The 15,844-nt window shown below is 38.6% G+C and carries 18 protein-coding genes; 13 read left to right on the forward strand and 5 right to left on the reverse strand.

All coding sequences use genetic code 11. The features are described 5' to 3' along the window. Positions 1 to 363 precede the first annotated feature (363 nt). From KPC_RS09955 to pal, 8 genes are all read left to right on the forward strand, one after another. On the forward strand, positions 364 to 1,710 hold the full coding sequence (locus KPC_RS09955; protein WP_121974224.1) for an amidohydrolase: 1,347 nt from the start codon (positions 364 to 366) through the stop codon (positions 1,708 to 1,710). Between the two features lie 229 nt (positions 1,711 to 1,939). Further along, positions 1,940 to 2,347: a tol-pal system-associated acyl-CoA thioesterase gene (gene ybgC / locus KPC_RS09960; protein ID WP_121974225.1), complete on the forward strand. Its 408-nt coding sequence runs from the start codon at positions 1,940 to 1,942 to the stop codon at positions 2,345 to 2,347. Between the two features lie 21 nt (positions 2,348 to 2,368). Beyond that, positions 2,369 to 3,067, forward strand: a complete 699-nt coding sequence (tolQ, locus tag KPC_RS09965; RefSeq protein WP_121974226.1) for a protein TolQ — start codon at positions 2,369 to 2,371, stop codon at positions 3,065 to 3,067. After that, entirely contained in the window at positions 3,067 to 3,516 is a 450-nt protein-coding gene (gene tolR, locus KPC_RS09970) for a protein TolR (protein ID WP_121974227.1), read from the forward strand. Before tolQ ends, tolR begins: the two co-directional genes overlap by 1 nt. A 3-nt stretch (positions 3,517 to 3,519) precedes the next feature. Further along, complete coding sequence (locus tag KPC_RS09975) at positions 3,520 to 4,818, forward strand: TonB C-terminal domain-containing protein (protein WP_121974228.1); 1,299 nt, start codon at positions 3,520 to 3,522, stop codon at positions 4,816 to 4,818. An 89-nt stretch (positions 4,819 to 4,907) separates the two neighbouring features. After that, a complete protein-coding gene (locus tag KPC_RS09980; RefSeq protein ID WP_121974229.1) occupies positions 4,908 to 5,372 on the forward strand; it encodes a cell envelope integrity protein TolA in 465 nt (154 codons plus the stop codon). Between the two features lie 248 nt (positions 5,373 to 5,620). Next, the gene (tolB, locus tag KPC_RS09985; protein WP_121974230.1) at positions 5,621 to 6,904 is read left to right on the forward strand and encodes a Tol-Pal system beta propeller repeat protein TolB; all 1,284 of its coding nucleotides are present in this window, start codon (positions 5,621 to 5,623) and stop codon (positions 6,902 to 6,904) included. Positions 6,905 to 6,938: 34 nt separating this feature from the next. Then, positions 6,939 to 7,502: a peptidoglycan-associated lipoprotein Pal gene (pal, locus tag KPC_RS09990; RefSeq protein ID WP_121974231.1), complete on the forward strand. Its 564-nt coding sequence runs from the start codon at positions 6,939 to 6,941 to the stop codon at positions 7,500 to 7,502. Between the two features lie 53 nt (positions 7,503 to 7,555). On the opposite strand, the gene KPC_RS09995 is transcribed toward pal, so the two are convergent. Continuing rightward, positions 7,556 to 7,750 carry an NF038105 family protein gene (locus KPC_RS09995; protein WP_121974232.1) on the reverse strand — a complete coding sequence of 65 codons (195 nt, stop codon included), beginning with the start codon at positions 7,748 to 7,750 and terminating at the stop codon, positions 7,556 to 7,558. 177 nt (positions 7,751 to 7,927) lie between these two features. On the opposite strand from KPC_RS09995, the gene KPC_RS10000 reads away from it, so the two are divergent. The 5 genes from KPC_RS10000 to KPC_RS10020 all read left to right on the forward strand — a co-directional run bounded on the left by KPC_RS10000 (position 7,928) and on the right by KPC_RS10020 (position 11,320). Further along, positions 7,928 to 8,902: a class 1 fructose-bisphosphatase gene (locus tag KPC_RS10000; RefSeq protein WP_121974233.1), complete on the forward strand. Its 975-nt coding sequence runs from the start codon at positions 7,928 to 7,930 to the stop codon at positions 8,900 to 8,902. A gap of 108 nt (positions 8,903 to 9,010) precedes the next feature. Then, positions 9,011 to 9,787, forward strand: coding sequence for a TrmH family RNA methyltransferase (locus tag KPC_RS10005; RefSeq protein ID WP_121974234.1), 777 nt, complete (start codon positions 9,011 to 9,013; stop codon positions 9,785 to 9,787). Positions 9,788 to 9,986: 199 nt separating this feature from the next. Continuing rightward, positions 9,987 to 10,607, forward strand: a complete 621-nt coding sequence (locus KPC_RS10010; protein WP_171334462.1) for an RNA polymerase sigma factor — start codon at positions 9,987 to 9,989, stop codon at positions 10,605 to 10,607. Next, entirely contained in the window at positions 10,597 to 10,920 is a 324-nt protein-coding gene (locus KPC_RS10015; protein WP_121974236.1) for a hypothetical protein, read from the forward strand. Before KPC_RS10010 ends, KPC_RS10015 begins: the two co-directional genes overlap by 11 nt. Continuing rightward, complete coding sequence (locus KPC_RS10020) at positions 10,910 to 11,320, forward strand: DUF3106 domain-containing protein (RefSeq protein ID WP_121974237.1); 411 nt, start codon at positions 10,910 to 10,912, stop codon at positions 11,318 to 11,320. Before KPC_RS10015 ends, KPC_RS10020 begins: the two co-directional genes overlap by 11 nt. A 683-nt stretch (positions 11,321 to 12,003) precedes the next feature. Here KPC_RS10020 and rnk read toward each other — a convergent pair. The 4 genes from rnk to KPC_RS10040 form a co-directional block, all read right to left on the reverse strand. Then, positions 12,004 to 12,408: a nucleoside diphosphate kinase regulator gene (gene rnk / locus KPC_RS10025; RefSeq protein WP_121974238.1), complete on the reverse strand. Its 405-nt coding sequence runs from the start codon at positions 12,406 to 12,408 to the stop codon at positions 12,004 to 12,006. Between the two features lie 174 nt (positions 12,409 to 12,582). Further along, on the reverse strand, positions 12,583 to 13,836 hold the full coding sequence (gene glyA / locus KPC_RS10030; protein WP_121974239.1) for a serine hydroxymethyltransferase: 1,254 nt from the start codon (positions 13,834 to 13,836) through the stop codon (positions 12,583 to 12,585). A 169-nt stretch (positions 13,837 to 14,005) separates the two neighbouring features. Continuing rightward, positions 14,006 to 15,217, reverse strand: coding sequence for an alpha/beta hydrolase family protein (locus KPC_RS10035; RefSeq protein WP_121974240.1), 1,212 nt, complete (start codon positions 15,215 to 15,217; stop codon positions 14,006 to 14,008). Between the two features lie 213 nt (positions 15,218 to 15,430). After that, entirely contained in the window at positions 15,431 to 15,772 is a 342-nt protein-coding gene (locus tag KPC_RS10040) for an EF-hand domain-containing protein (RefSeq protein WP_121974241.1), read from the reverse strand. Positions 15,773 to 15,844 lie beyond the last annotated feature (72 nt).

Genomic DNA, 15,844 nt, shown 5'->3' on the forward strand with positions numbered 1-15,844 from the left:
ATTCTATATTTATTTAATAAAAACTTTAGAAACAAATATTTTTCAGCTTTATTCATTGCAATTTCCTTCCTAAATCTTTTTTTAGCATTCTATAAGTAAAGCTAAAAACTTAAATACTTAGCTTGAAAAAGCTAGGATGACGGATAAGTAAACTGCTATAAAAATTTCAGGCACATAAAACACTTATTTTTTAATCACTCAATTATATTGTTATTTTAGAAAACCAAAATTAAAAACAATGCTTTACATTTACTATATTTTTTAAGTATTTCTAATAAACCTTTAAAGTAATTATTTATTCCATTTTTACTGGCATCATTGCTTTGCATATTACGGAAATTTATAAGCAAAAAAGGATAATCAATGTTTTTAAGATCTAAAATTGTGTCTATTGCGACTCCACTACTTTTAATTAGTCAAATCAGTTTTGCAGACTGGATAAAAGATGCCACCTTGCAAAATGAATCCAGAACTATCCAGATAAGACATCAAATCCATGAAAATCCAGAACTTGGAAATATGGAGTTCAAGACATCAGCGTTGGTTCAAAAAGAATTAAAATCTTATGGTATTGAGGTTAAAACTGGTTTTGCCAAGACCGGAGTTATTGGTATCTTAAAAGGTCAGCAGCCTGGTCCCGTTATGGCCTTACGCGCTGATATGGATGCCTTACCCATTGAAGAAAAAACAGGTTTAGCATTTGCCAGCAAGAAAAAAGCAATCTATCAAGGGAAACAGGTTCCTGTTATGCATGCCTGTGGACACGATACACATACAGCGATGTTACTAGGTGCTGCAAAAATCCTGGCGGCAAATAAAGATAAAGTTAAAGGTACTGTTGTTTTTGTTTTCCAACCTGCTGAAGAAGGTGGAGCGGATATCGATAACTTTACGCAAGGGGACCAGATCGGTTCTCGTAAGATGATTGCTGATGGTGCTTTATCCAACCCCAAACCTGAAGTGATTTTTGGTATGCATGTCATGTCAGGTATGCCAAGCGGTCATCTGTACTATAAAGATGGTGCAATTTTAAACAGTGCTGACAATTTAAGAATACAACTCACCGGACAACAAGCACATGGTTCCATGCCTTGGCTCAGTCATGATCCTATTGTCGCTTCAGCACAAGTGATCAATAACTTACAAACTCTTGTTAGTCGTCGTGCTGATTTAACCAAAGGAATGGGAGTTGTCAGTATCGGAAGTATTCAGGGGGGAAATGTAGGAAATATTATTCCTGAACAGGTCAATATGATCGGAACAATACGCTCCAATAGCGAAGAAATCCGACAAGGTATAATTAAACAACTTCCAGATATGGTTCAGAACATAGCAGTGGCAAACTCGGTAAAAGCTGATGTTAAAATCACATCATACGCTCCAGTAACCATGAATAATAAAACCTTAACAAATACAATGATTCCAACCCTGCAAGCTGTTGCGGGTGAAGCTAAAACTCATCTTTTAGAAAATAACGCCAGTGCCAGTGAAGATTTTGCTTATTATGGAAAATTAATGCCAGCTTTGTTTGTTTTTGTCGGTGCAACACCACCAGACCAAGATATGTCTAAAGCCGCACCAAATCATAGCCCCCATTTTATTGTAGATGATGCAACGCTGAAAACAGGTGTAGAGTTGCATGTCCGTTTCATACTTGATTATCCGAACGTAGCTCAGCAAGTTCAGCAAAACTGGAAAGCAGTATCCTAAATACATAACTATAATCCACTTTGGGTGGAATGCTTTTCCACCCCGTTTTAAAAATAATTTTCTACTGCATAAAATAAACGGAATGGTTTGTTGTGCCATTTGCCACATTTTTTAATATTGATAAACTGCGACCCGATTAAAGAACAGTGAGGTAAAACGTGAATCCTTGCATCATATGGATTTCAAATTTACCGATCTTTCCAAACATGTGTAAAAATGGACACTTATTATGGCGAATAAATTCGAATTCCAGATCCGCGTATATATCGAAGATACTGATGCAGGTGGTATTGTTTATCATGCCAACCACATACGTTATATGGAGCGAACACGTACAGAATGGCTACGTGCATCAGGAGTCGATCATTATTGGCATCAAGAAGATTACAACTTTGTCGTTCATAAAATATCTTTGAAATATAGTCGACCTATACTCATGGATGACTTAATTACTGTTACAGCAAGTGTAGTTTCGTGTAAAGCGACATCTTTTGTATTGCAACAAAATATTTATCGTGGTGAAATCATGCTTGCTTCTGGTGAGGTAGAATTGGCTTGCATTAGCAGTGAAATGAAACCTCGCAGACTTCCTGATGAAATTCGCGATCTAATCCGTAAGGAATTAGACCAAGATTAAAAAAATTTGGCACATGTAACTATGGCAACACAACTAGAATCCTCTCTACACGTCACTGATTTAATTTTACAAGCAAGTCCAGTCGTTCAACTGGTCATGTTGGTACTTTTACTCGCTTCTTTATACAGTTGGTATCTGATTGCCAAGTTACATATGGGCTATAAAAAAGCGCAAAAAGGCGATGAACATTTTCAAAAAATGTTCTGGTCAGGTGCAGAACTAAACACCTTATATAACAATGCCCAGCTCAATTCTAAACGTGAAGGTTTAGAAGATATTTTTTATCAAGGTCTGGGCGAGTTTTTAAAACTCAAAAAACGTCATGCTGAAGCCACCCCAACGATTGAAGGAACTGAGCGTATCCTGCGTGTTGGTCTTAGTCGTGATCAAGGTCGCCTTGAACAAGGTTTAGGTGCATTGGCGAGTATCGGCTCGGTTGCTCCATATGTCGGCTTATTTGGCACAGTTTGGGGTATCATGAATGCTTTTATTGGGCTTGCAAAAGTAGACCAGGTTACACTTGCAACCGTTGCTCCAGGTATCGCGGAAGCACTGATTGCTACTGCAATTGGTTTATTTGCCGCAATTCCAGCAGTTTTGGCTTTTAACCATTACACAGCTAAAGGCGAAGAAATTTATAACGATCGTGCATTATTTAGTGAAGAAATGGTGGCGCTTCTACAACGCCAGTCTGTGGGATCAACACAGGAAACTGAATAATGGCAATCCAACGTTCTGGACGCTTCGAGCGTATTAAAAAGCCACTAAAAAGTGACATGAATGTGGTGCCATATATTGACGTCATGCTTGTTCTTCTGGTGATTTTTATGGTGACTGCACCAATGATTACGACTGGTGTAAAAGTTGATTTACCTCAAGCAAATAACAATCCGATTGAATCAAAAGAAACACCTGCAATGGTTTCTTTACAAGCGGATGGAAGCTTGTATCTTGACTACAAAGACCATAAAAAAGAAAAATTGACTATTGATGAGTTAAAGGATGTTTTAAATCAAGCTCAAACTGAGGCTGAATCAAATCATCAACATTTAAGTGTACTCATTAATGGTGACCAAACCCGTGCCTATGGCGATGTCATGAAATTGATGTCTGCACTTCAAGATGCAGGCTTAACTCAAGTCGGATTACTGACCGCACCGATAAAGTAAGTTATGAAAGATTACAAACAGCCACAATCTAAAGAAAAAGCAATAGCGCTTGGATTTACCTTTGGTGTCCATGCTGTGGCAATTGTTGGCTTACTTTTTCTTGGTATGAGTAAACCACCTGAACCACCGAAGCAAATAAAAACTGTATTGGTTCGTCCAGAAGACCTCCCTCCTCCAATTGCAGAGCCATTGCAACAGACAGACTCGACAGAGACAACGGACACCAATATTGCTACTCAGGTTCAACAAACCACGGAACCAGACCCAACAGCACAAAACATTCCAAATGAGAAAGCACCTGATGTTGACCAGCAGAAAGCTGCAGATGATGCAAAACAAGCTGCTGCCCTTATGGCTGCTCAACTTGCTAAGGACAAAGCTGCTGAATTAGCCAGATCTAAAGCTGAAGCAACTGAAAAAGCTCGTCAGGCCAAAGAAGCCGCTGAAGCAAAACGTAAAATTGAAGCTGCTGAACAAGCACGAAAAGCAGCAGAAGAAAAAGCCAAACAGGCTAAATCAGCTGCCGAAAGGAAAAAAGCTGAGGCTGAAGCAAAAGCACAAGCTGATGCCGCAGCCCGTGCCAAAGCTGAAGCTCAAAAAAAAGCTCAACAGGTGAAAGAACAAGCAGCTGCACGACTACGAGCAGAAGCACAGGAAAAAGCCCGTCAAGCTAAGCTAGAAGCAGCTCAAAAAGCCAAAGCTGATGCCGCTGCAAAAGCCAAAGCCGATGCCGCTGCAAAAGCCAAGGCCGATGCTGCTGAAAAAGCTAAACAGGCGAAAGCTGATGCCGCTGTAAAAGCCAAGGCCGATGCTGCCGAAAAAGCTAAACAGGCGAAAGCTGACGCCGCCGCAAAAGCTAAAGCCGATGCTGCTGAAAAAGCTAAACAGGCGAAAGCTGATGCCGCTGCAAAAGCCAAAGCCGATGCTGCTGAAAAAGCTAAACAGGTGAAAGCGAAAGCAGAAGAAGAAGCGAAAGCCTCAGCTGCGAAACAGGCTGCTGAAAGTGCTGCAAATAAAAAGGCGGAGGCCAAAAAAATTGCTTCAACTGCTAAACGCGATTTTGAAAGTAAAATCAAGAGAGTTTGGGATGTTCCAGCAGGTTCAGCAGGGAAAAAAGCAACAGCCCGTGTAACATTAAGTGACAGTGGTTCTGTATTGTCTGTAATTGTCAATTCAAGCGATCCAGATGTAAAAGCAAGTGTAGAAGCTGCTGTTCGTTCAGCTGCACCATATCCAATGCCTTCGGATCCTGATGCTCGACGTGAAGCAAGAACATTTACTTCAAGCTTTACAGCACACTGATAAAATTAAAACAAGATAAACCTCGCCTAATGCGAGGTTTATTTTTATACTTAAAATTATATTCTCAGAAATAATTTCTCAGTTATACAATGAATAAATTACTTACACTTTTACTTGCCTTTTTCCCTATTACAAGTTTCGCTGGACAAGACTTCGAGCCTGCAGATCAGAATCCTATTACTCTGAATACAGCAAAAGCTCTTTCTAAAATGGATAGAGAAAATGAAATCGCCAAAAGTGAAGACGCTAAACGAAAAACCATTGAGTATTATGAAAAAAGAAAGCAACGGTCTGTTGATGTAAAGCGAGATTTTGAACGTCTAATTCTTAGAAACTGGGATGTTCCGACTGGTTCTATGGGTAAAACTGTAAAAGTACTCATTGAACTCAATGACGATGGAACAGTCAAATCAGTTACTTTTGACTCTTCTGATCCAGTCTTTAATGAGAGTATCAAACAAGCTATTGAAAATTCAGCTCCATTCCCTTTACCTAACGATTATGTATTAAGACAGATGTCAAAAAAAATGACTTCAATATTTAAAGCACGATAACGTCTAAAAAAAGTTGTGTTGACAAGGTATGTGTTTAGATACTGTCAAAAAAACTACAATTCAGATGCATTAAGCTACTTATTTCAGTTTAAAATTGTTTTGCAATCATCAAGTATTCAGATACATTTATTAATTTTAAAATATTCATCCTACTTTCATAATTACATGCTTTATATAGATTAAAATCATGTCATTATGTTACAAACACTATGAATGAAAAATGAGTACCTAGGCGTACATGGCGATTAATGAAAATGACTCGTAAACATTTATTAGGATTGGCAATTATTGTGGCTCTTAGCCCTGCTGTCATTTCAACTTCTTATGCGCAATTACATCTTGAAATTGCTAAAGCTCCTGAGCAAGCTCCCAAAATTGCAATCGTTCCGTTTAGCAATGATCAAACAATCTATCCGATTGTAGAAAGCGATTTAAACCGCTCAGGCCGTTTTACAAGTAGTTCACAAAATCTGCCAGCTACTGCACAAATTAATAGTGCAAATGCTGAAAGCTGGAAAGCTGCTGGTATCCCTTATGTTGTTGTAGGGACATCTAAAAAAACTGCAGATGGTGGAATTGAAATACACTACCAACTTTATGATGTAGAAAAGCAGACTTATCTATTAAATGAACTGCTAAATGTCCCAGCATCCCGTGTGCGGGCAGCTGGTCACATGATTAGTGACGCAATTTATCAGGCACTTACTGGAATCAAGGGTGACTTTAGTGGTCGCATTGCTTATGTTCTACGTAATCCTGCCACACCTAATCAACGCTATACTTTACAAATTGCGGATACTGATGGCGAACAACCAAAGACCATTCTGACATCCCGTGATCCTATTTTATCTCCAGCATGGACACCTGATGCGAAAAAAATCGCCTACGTATCATTTGAAACCAAACGCCCTGCTATTTATCTACAGGATCTGGCAACAGGTCAACGTGAAGTTCTAGCGAGATTCCGTGGTTTAAATGGTGCACCGAGTTTTTCTCCAGATGGCAAATCCATGTTATTTACAGCTTCTATGGATGGCAACCCAGATATCTATAAAATGAACCTGGAAACTCGCCAGCTAGAACGCATGACCAATGATTCTGCAATCGACACCGAAGCTCGTTACGCACCAGATGGTAATTCCTTTATTTTCACATCAGATCGTGGCGGTTCCCCACAAATCTATCGCTACTCGTTCTCTGATGGCAATGCAAAACGAATCACCTTCAAAGGTGCATTCAATGCTCGTGGAACTTTAAGTGCAGATGGTAAGAAACTCGCATTGGTACACCGCCCATCAGGTAGTAATTATAAAGTAGCCATTCAAGATTTAAATACAGGCATCGTCAGTATATTGACACCAACGAGTCTGGATGAATCCCCTAGTTTCTCTCCAAATGGTCAAATGGTTGTATACGCAACACGTGAAGGTAATCGCGGACTACTCTCTGTAATGTCTACCGATGGTCGTTTCCGTATGAATTTACCAAGTGAACAAGGTGAGGTTCGAGAGCCAGCTTGGGCACCCAAATGATTTTTAATTTGATCACAGAATGTAAGAGGTAAAGATGAAAACACTCCAATATTTAGCACTTCCCCTTTTAGCTGCAAGTTTAGTTATGACAGGCTGTGCAAGTCGTAAACCTGCTGGAAATATTCAGGCTGGTCAAAATCCAAATAGTGCTGTTAGTACAGAAGGTTTAAGTGAGGATGCGGCATTAAATGCACAAAACCTTGCCGGGGCTTCTTCAAAAGGTGTAACTGCACAAAACCGTGCTGAACTTGCAAAACGTGTAGTACATTTTGATTATGACAGCAGTCAGCTTTCCAATGCTGACTATCAAACCTTGCTTGCCCATGCGCAGTTCCTCGTTGCAAATGCCAACTCGAAAGTTGCATTGACTGGTCATACTGATGAGCGTGGCACACGTGAATACAACATGGCACTAGGCGAACGTCGTGCTAAAGCTGTACAGAGCTTTCTTGTAAGTAATGGAGTCAGCCCTACTCAGTTAGAAGCAGTCAGCTATGGTAAAGAAATGCCAATCAATCCAGGTCATGATGAATCAGCCTGGAAAGAAAACCGTCGTGTAGAAATTAATTACGAAGCTGTACCGCCACTTTTAAAATAAAACTTATTATGACAATAAAAAGCGCTCATATGATTATGGGCGCTTTTTACATCCTAGCCATTGGACTGTTCAGCTTCCTCTGGCATGGGACTTTGCATGGCTTCTATCATGTCATGCTTATTAAATTTCTTATATTCCGGCTTAGATTCATACTCTTTCCATGCTTCCTTCATGTTTTCAGTCGAGATGTCATCTAGGCTAATACTTTCATTTGGGCTTGGAGTCGCTTCAAACTTTTTCGTTGTCATCGTAAGTGCTCCTGTTGCGGTGACCTATCCAATCAACATAGCACTTTATTCTAGAGTTGCAAGTGCAAATTCACGACAATTAACATGGTTTAATTTTTATTTTAAGCCGAACTCATCTAAAATACCCAGATTCGTTGATTGAATAGAAATGTATCGCTTTATTGGAGCAAATTTGGTATGTCATATCGCACATTATCCCAGTACCTAGAACAACAAAAAGGGAATCTTACACCTGAACTAGCAGATGTTATTGAAACCATCGCAAATACTTGCAGAACTATTGATCAAGCCTTACAAAAAGGTGCTCTGGCAGGTATTTTGGGAAGTGCTGAACATGAAAATGTGCAAGGTGAAACTCAAAAGAAACTTGACGTGATTTCAAACGGCTATCTAATTGATGCATTAAAAATAAATAAAAATGTTGGTGGACTTGCTTCCGAAGAACTAGATGAATTTACACCAGCTCAAGAAAATGGAAAATATCTGGTTTTATTTGATCCACTAGATGGTTCAAGTAATATCGATATCAATATGTGTGTAGGTACAATCTTCTCTATTCTTCCTGCTAAAAATGCAGTAACTCAAGCCGAAGATTTTCTGCAAGCAGGTGTTAATCAAGCTGCTGCAGGCTATGTTCTGTATGGACCATCCACAATGTTAGCGCTTACTGTAGGTGCGGGAGTGGTTTTCTTTACCTATGATCCTGACGCTAAAGAGTTCCTACTCACTTCTGAAAATATTCAGGTCGCAGCCGACACCAAAGAATATGCCATCAATGCATCCAATGCACGTCATTGGGAAGAGCCTGTAAAACGCTATATCAGTGAATTACAGGCAGGTAAAACTTCAATCCGTGAAAAAGACTTTAACATGCGTTGGGTAGCATGTATGGTGGGTGACATCCATCGTATTCTTTGTCGTAGTGGTATTTTCCTATACCCTTACGACACGAAAGATCCGAAAAAGGCGGGTCGCCTACGTTTAATGTACGAAGCAAATCCAATGAGTATGCTCATGGAACAAGCTGGTGGTGCATCAACTACTGGTCGCTTACGTATCCTGGAAATTCAGCCAACTGAATTACACCAACGTGTACCTGTTGTGATTGGTTCAAAAAATGAAGTTGAACTTGTAACAAGTTACCACAATTAATTTTCTATTTAATCAAAGTGGCTTATAAGGGGTTCTGATATTTCATAACCAATATGAAATGAATATCCCCCTATTCAATCCACTTTGATTTTTGAGTGTATACAGCACATGCCAACAATTTTTCTTGAATCAAAAGATAATCCCAAAATTAAACATCTGCGTGGTTTAATTGAACAGAATAATTATCGAAAAAAACAAGGGCAAACTGTCCTTGAAGGTACACATCTGTGCCTTGCATGGTTGCAGGAAAATCGAAAAATCAACTCTGTTTTTACCACTGAAAATGCTTTAAAGCATATAGATCTGGAAAAAATTACTGAACAATATCAAGGTGTAGTCTTTGTTATTGGTGAGTCTTTATACAAAGACTTGAGTACCTTAGGAACATCTCTGGCATGTTTGGCAATTGTCGACTTACCAAGCTCAAGTCAAAGCCTGGATTTTAAAGCAGATACACTTATTCTTGAAAATGTTCAGGATCCAGGAAATGTAGGTACACTTTTACGTTCTGCAGCAGCAGCAGGAATCAAACAAATTGTCTGCACAAAAGGCTCTGCATCACTCTGGTCTCCACGCGTACTGCGTGCAGGTATGGGGGCTCACTTTTCACTACATACTTTTGAAAATGTTGAATTGCAAGATATCCTGGAACAATTTCAAATCCCGGTCTACGTCACCAGCTCACACGATTCAACCAGCTTGTACTCACAAGATTTGGGCAAAGCATGTGCATGGATTTTGGGTAATGAAGGTCAAGGCGTATCAGACTATGCCTTACAGCATGCTCAGGCAGTCACTATCCCTCAGCCTGGCGGTCAAGAATCACTAAATGTCGCAATCGCAGGTTCAATCTGCTTTTTTGAAATGGTACGTCAACGTCTCTAAGACGTTGATCAAACCAAAATCAACAAAATAGCCCATTATTACGTTAAATTATTTTAATACTGCCCTAAAATACAAAAAAATCATTTAAACTCATTAAAAATATTTGCTTAAGTTGTCAACCTATCATTATTTTTAAACGTTATAGAAGTAACGAATTTGAAATAATGGTGGTCGCCCAATGACGGGATTTTCCATCTCTATGGATTTAGCACCTAAACAGTCTCGCTCTGAAGATGTCAGTACTCTTACCAGTACGGCTGAGCAACGCCTGAAATTTTTTATGCAGGATGTGACTGGTCGTGCCCTAGTGATGATGGAAAGCGCAACTCAGGGGCAACATGGTATCTCTATGGATTTAGTGCAAGAAGCATTTATTTCGCTTCACAAATCCTATTCAGATAAAAGCACTGAAGAATGGTATCCCCTGTTTTACACCATTTTAAATAACAAATTACAAGATTGGCGCCGTAAAGAAGCTAGACGAGCAAGTCCTTTTTCTTTTTTTAAAAAAATTGACTTAGATTCCGATGATGAAGAGGCTCTGGATATCATAGATGAGTCTACTCCAAATCCCTCTATTCATCTAGATCAGGAACTTACTGTTGAAGAGATTCAGGAAGCAATCAAACAGCTTCCTGTTCGCCAGCAACAAGCATTCATGTTACGGGCATGGGAGGGTTTTGACACCCAAACAACTGCGCAAATTATGAATTGTAGCGAAGGCAGTGTAAAAACACATTATCACCGTGCTATACAAGCGCTTCGATCAACTTTGGCTCATTTGAATCCTTATATGGGAGGATCAACTGATGAAGAATGATGACTTTACAAAACAAGTGACGTCCAAGCTAGATGGACTAGCCAGAAACCATCAAAACAAAGCTGTGGTTATGAACAATGTCTTGGAAAATATTCAAGAACGCTCATTATCCCGTTATAGTTTTTGGAAAATGGGTGGTTTTGCTCTTGCAGCAGCAATTACAGGATTTGTCATATTGCCTAATGCATTCGACCTTTCTGAAAAACAGCATCAACAACAGGTTGTGATTAATCCTAAACTTTCTCCACAAATGGTAGAAGATTTGGAAATGTTATCTGTATTTGGTGAGGATAAATCATCACATGGTAGCTAAGAAATTAGCACTCGCTTTTTGTGCAATCGGTTTTTTACAAACAAGTTTTGCTGGTTTTGAACGTTTTTGGTTTTTTTCCAAAGATGCAAATACACAGATAAATGAAAATTGGGATGCTCTTTCAGATGATGAACAAAAAGTACTGATCAAAAAATATCAGGCAATGAAAGAACTTCCTTCTAATCAGAATAACTTGCAACAACGCATGGACTGGTTTAACCAACTGCCTGATCAGGAAAAACAGAAAATGCGCGAAGCGTGGCAACAAATGAGTACACACGAACGTAACGAGATGAGACAGAAAATGGCGAAAGCCACAACTTCTGATCAACGCGCAGAAATTCGTGCTGAATACTTGCATAAATATCTGCAACCTGCCTCAAGCCCAACTTTACAATAATTTCATCCTTCTGGCTGACTAAGATCCTCACCTATATGAGTTACTTAATATTTTCTTGATCAGCCAATAATTTCCTATACACAATATTTTCACTAATAATGAGAGCTAAAATGAAAATATCATTAAGTCTATCCTTTTAAATTTTAAGTAGCGTACCAGCCCAATTTAGTTTTTGCTTTAAATATCCACAAACCACCCATTCAACAGGTATCAGCTTATACCTAACTTCAATCAAGATAAAGCATACATACAATTTCAGTCAAAGCTGGCGAGTAATTTACTACTCGTAAAAAATCAGGAGCAAATTTTGATATTAATCAACTTCATCAAACCAGCTATATCGAAGTAAATGCAATTTTTCATCAGAAATAGTGCCGTAAACAAACTATCTTGGATAGAACCGAGACTATTAAAATCAAAGCTTGAAAAACAGATTTCTAATAAAATGTTATGATTCAATCCGCAGTATTACAAAATAAATTTTAGTCAATATTTATCAACAGCATAACTAACAAAGTATCTCAAAAGAATTACGATACTTTTGTCGCTATTAATTAAACAAAGAAAATTTATTTTAGATATTGAACGTCAATTTAAACTATCCTAATCGTGGCTCAATTTTAGGTTTTTAGTACATAAAAAAGCCAGTCCAAATAGACTGGCTTCAGAGTACAGGTAATTAATTACAAATAATCACCTTCTCTTTCAGGCTGATATACAACTTTTTCGATTTTAACTTTCATCAAATGCCCATCTGGTTGTGGCCATTCAATCTCCTGTCCTTCCCGCAACCCCAAAATCGCAGCACCTACTGGAGCTAATACATTTACCTGCCCCTTATCACCTTTAAAGTCATGTGGATATACAAGCTGAACCTCTGTTGCCTCAGTCGATGGTGCTATAGTAATCAGCACCCTTGCATTCATACTCACAACATTTGCTGGTACATCTTTTGGATCAACGACGTCGGCTCTGGCAAGTTCATCTTCCAGATGCTGCATCGTTAAAGTCAAATTTGACTGATGCTCAAGCATAGTCTCAAGACGATGTAAATCTTGAGATGAAATAATAATATTTGGTTTTTCCATTTATACAATTCCTTTAATCAACAACGTGATTATGGGATAAATAGCGTGATTAAAATAAATATAACTCTTTCTTTATAACAGAAATTTAAGCTTTGTGAATCGAATAACCTGAAAAAAGCTTTTTAAGTAGTTATAAAAAAAGCCCCCTTGAGGGGGCTTTTCTCAAGTTATTGTTTATTTTACATAAACAGGGAATTTAGCGCATACTGCTGCTACCTTCTCTTTAACTTCATTAATTACTTTCTCATCACCTTTGCTATCTAGAACATCAGCGATCCAGTTTGCAAGCTCACGAACTTCTGCTTCACCAAAACCACGTGTAGTTACGGCTGGTGTACCGATACGGATACCAGATGTCACAAATGGAGAACGCGGATCATTTGGTACAGCATTTTTGTTTACAGTAATATGTGCAGCACCTAACCAAGCATCAGCATCTTTACCAGTGACATCTTGTTTAATCAATGACAATAAGAATAAATGGTTTTCAGTTCCACCAGAAACAATATCATAACCACGGCTAATCAATACTTCAGCCATTGCTTTAGCATTTACAACCACTTGTTTTTGATATTCTTTATACTCTGGAGTCATTGCTTCTTTAAAGCAAATTGCCTTGGCAGCAATAGCATGTACTAAAGGACCACCTTGGTTACCCGGGAATACAGCTGATTGAAGTTTTTTCTCAATTTCTTCGTTTGCCTTGGCAAGAATAAGACCTGAGCGAGGACCACGAAGAGTTTTGTGAGTAGTTGTCGTAGTTACATCTGCAATTTGAACAGGGCTCGGGTAAACACCAGCCGCAACCAAACCTGCAACATGCGCCATATCTACAAATAAATATGCACCTACTTTATCTGCGATATCACGGAAACGTTGCCAATCTACGATTTGACTATAAGCAGAAAAACCTGCCACGATCATACGTGGTTTATGTTCTAAAGCTAAACGTTCAACTTCTTCATAGTCGATTTCACCAGTTTCAGGGTTCAAACCATATTGAATAGCATTATATGTTTTACCCGAGAAGCTCACTTTAGCACCGTGAGTCAAGTGACCACCATGTGCCAAGCTCATACCAAGTACAGTATCACCAGGATTTAAAAGCGCTAAATAAACAGCAGAGTTCGCTTGAGAACCGGCATGAGGTTGAACGTTAGCATAATCAGCACCAAAGAGCTCTTTAGCACGGTCAATTGCCAATCGTTCGATAATGTCTACATACTCGCAACCACCATAATAGCGTTTACCAGGGTAGCCTTCCGCATATTTGTTAGTGAGTTTTGATCCTTGTGCTTCCATTACAGCTGGAGAACAATAGTTTTCAGATGCAATTAACTCGATGTGCGCTTCTTGGCGCTCACCTTCAGCTTCGATTGCTTTAGCTAATTCTGGATCAAATTCAGAAATAGAGATATTGGCGAACATTAGCGAGGTCCTATTAATTTAGGGCTTTTAAGCCGTGCTAAGATGCGCGCATTGTAACACGAAATAATCCTTTATACAGAATGAAGTTTACTCAGTTTGAGTAAAAAAAAGCTCATGTTTTAAACTACATGAGCTTTTATAGCTATTCTGATTAGATTTATTTAAATATCTATTGAGTAGCCATATAAGATTTTATATCAGCGACAATATTGTCAACGTTTTGACTCATCACAGTGCCATGGTCCCATGTTTTTCCAGTAACCAAATTAATCTTTGTGCCCAGTTTTTCAGCGGAAGAAACCAAAACATTTGTTGCTATATAAGGAACTGTAGCATCTATTTCACCCTGATAAATCTTGATAGGAGTTGAGACTTTTGCAGTTAAAGGTTGAGAAGTTTGCTCTAAAAAGGTGGAGATTGAAGGAACTTGCATAAAGCTAGTTTGAGTTAAATAACCATCCAGAGTATTAACTGTAAACGCGGCCTCCCCCATTTTTTCTCCAAAATTTTTCGCCAGTTCTCCTGAACATATTGTGTCTGCCTGCGTAGCAATAACTTCTGCTTTAGACTGAAAAACCTGATTATATGTAGCAGGATTTCGCTGGTCTTTCATCCCAGCGACAATAAGTGCGGCAAAAGTATTGAGTGAAGCATAAGTTGGAACTTGCTGCCCTGCCGGTAGGTTTTGAACCATACCATCACCAAAATTAAAAATTGTTTTTAAATTCGAAGCCGGAGCTACTGCAACCGTACCTTTATAATCCAGATTAGCACGTGAAGCATATTGAGCTGCACCAAGTGCAGCTTGTCCCCCTTGAGAGTGACCAACAGTTAACCATTGTTTTGACACTTTATTGCCCAACCAGTTGCGCGTAGCAACGACTGCATCTGTAATAGAATAAGCCTCACTTTTTACATTTAGGAATGGGTGAGCTTTACCCTCAGGGTCACCTAGACCTTCATAGTCAGGGGCAACCACCACATAACCTGCATTTAATAGTTTTGTGATCAACTCAAACGTTGAGTCAGTAATTTTATTACGAGACGGCGCACATTGATCTGCCACACCTGTAGTTCCATGTGCCCAAACTACAATCGGCCAGCCATTGATGGGTTGTGTCGTTTTAGGCGTAAACACCAACGCCGTTGCCTGTACAATTTGATTGTTCACACCCAACATTTTATAAGTCATTACCACACTCTCCCCTGCCACAGAGGAAAAATCAGTTAAAGAATATGCTGTCGGGGTTCCAACCACTGGATTTTGAATATTATTAATATCTGTTGAATTACCCTGTTGGGGATTATCATCGTTATCATTACATGCGACCAAGATCAAACTGCTGCTTAGCAATACTACAGCCATTAGTGTTTTATTCATCATGTTTCCCTGCTTGTTATTGTATTATTGGAATATTCCTATATCCCATAAAAATATTTTAACGAATTATTGATAATAATCTATATATAAAACATTATTTTTTATCTGATTCCCCCCAATAACTAAAGGAAAGTTATTTTCGATATATGCTATATACACTTACCTGCTCTCGCAAAGCATACATCTGTCTCTACTTTCCTTTATCTCGTTAAATTATAAATGAGTTGAAATATTTTCATTCCATATAGCGCTCAAGAAAGGATTGTTTACATATTCATTTACATGTTCAAGCTCAGCTGTACTGATATAGCCATCATGATTTTGATCTAACTTTTTAAACATTTTTGCATGTTGGTTTTTACCTTGTAAATCATTTGACCATGAATATGGAGCGAAGTCCTGAACATACTTGAACTCTGTTAAATCAATATGTTGATCTTGATTAGTATCATATTCTTGTACAAATTTATCCCATTCTGCAGCAACTGGAGTGTTTGCAAATACTTGAGTCATACATAAACTGGCGCATAACACGATCAATGCTTTCATATTCATCTTTCTTACCTATCTCTTGTCTCTAGTTCATCACTTTCTTTAACTAAATATTGTACGCCTGACATTGATAGT

The sequence above is a fragment of the Acinetobacter stercoris genome, from assembly GCF_900323515.1.
Classification (GTDB): Bacteria; Pseudomonadota; Gammaproteobacteria; order Pseudomonadales; family Moraxellaceae; genus Acinetobacter; species Acinetobacter stercoris.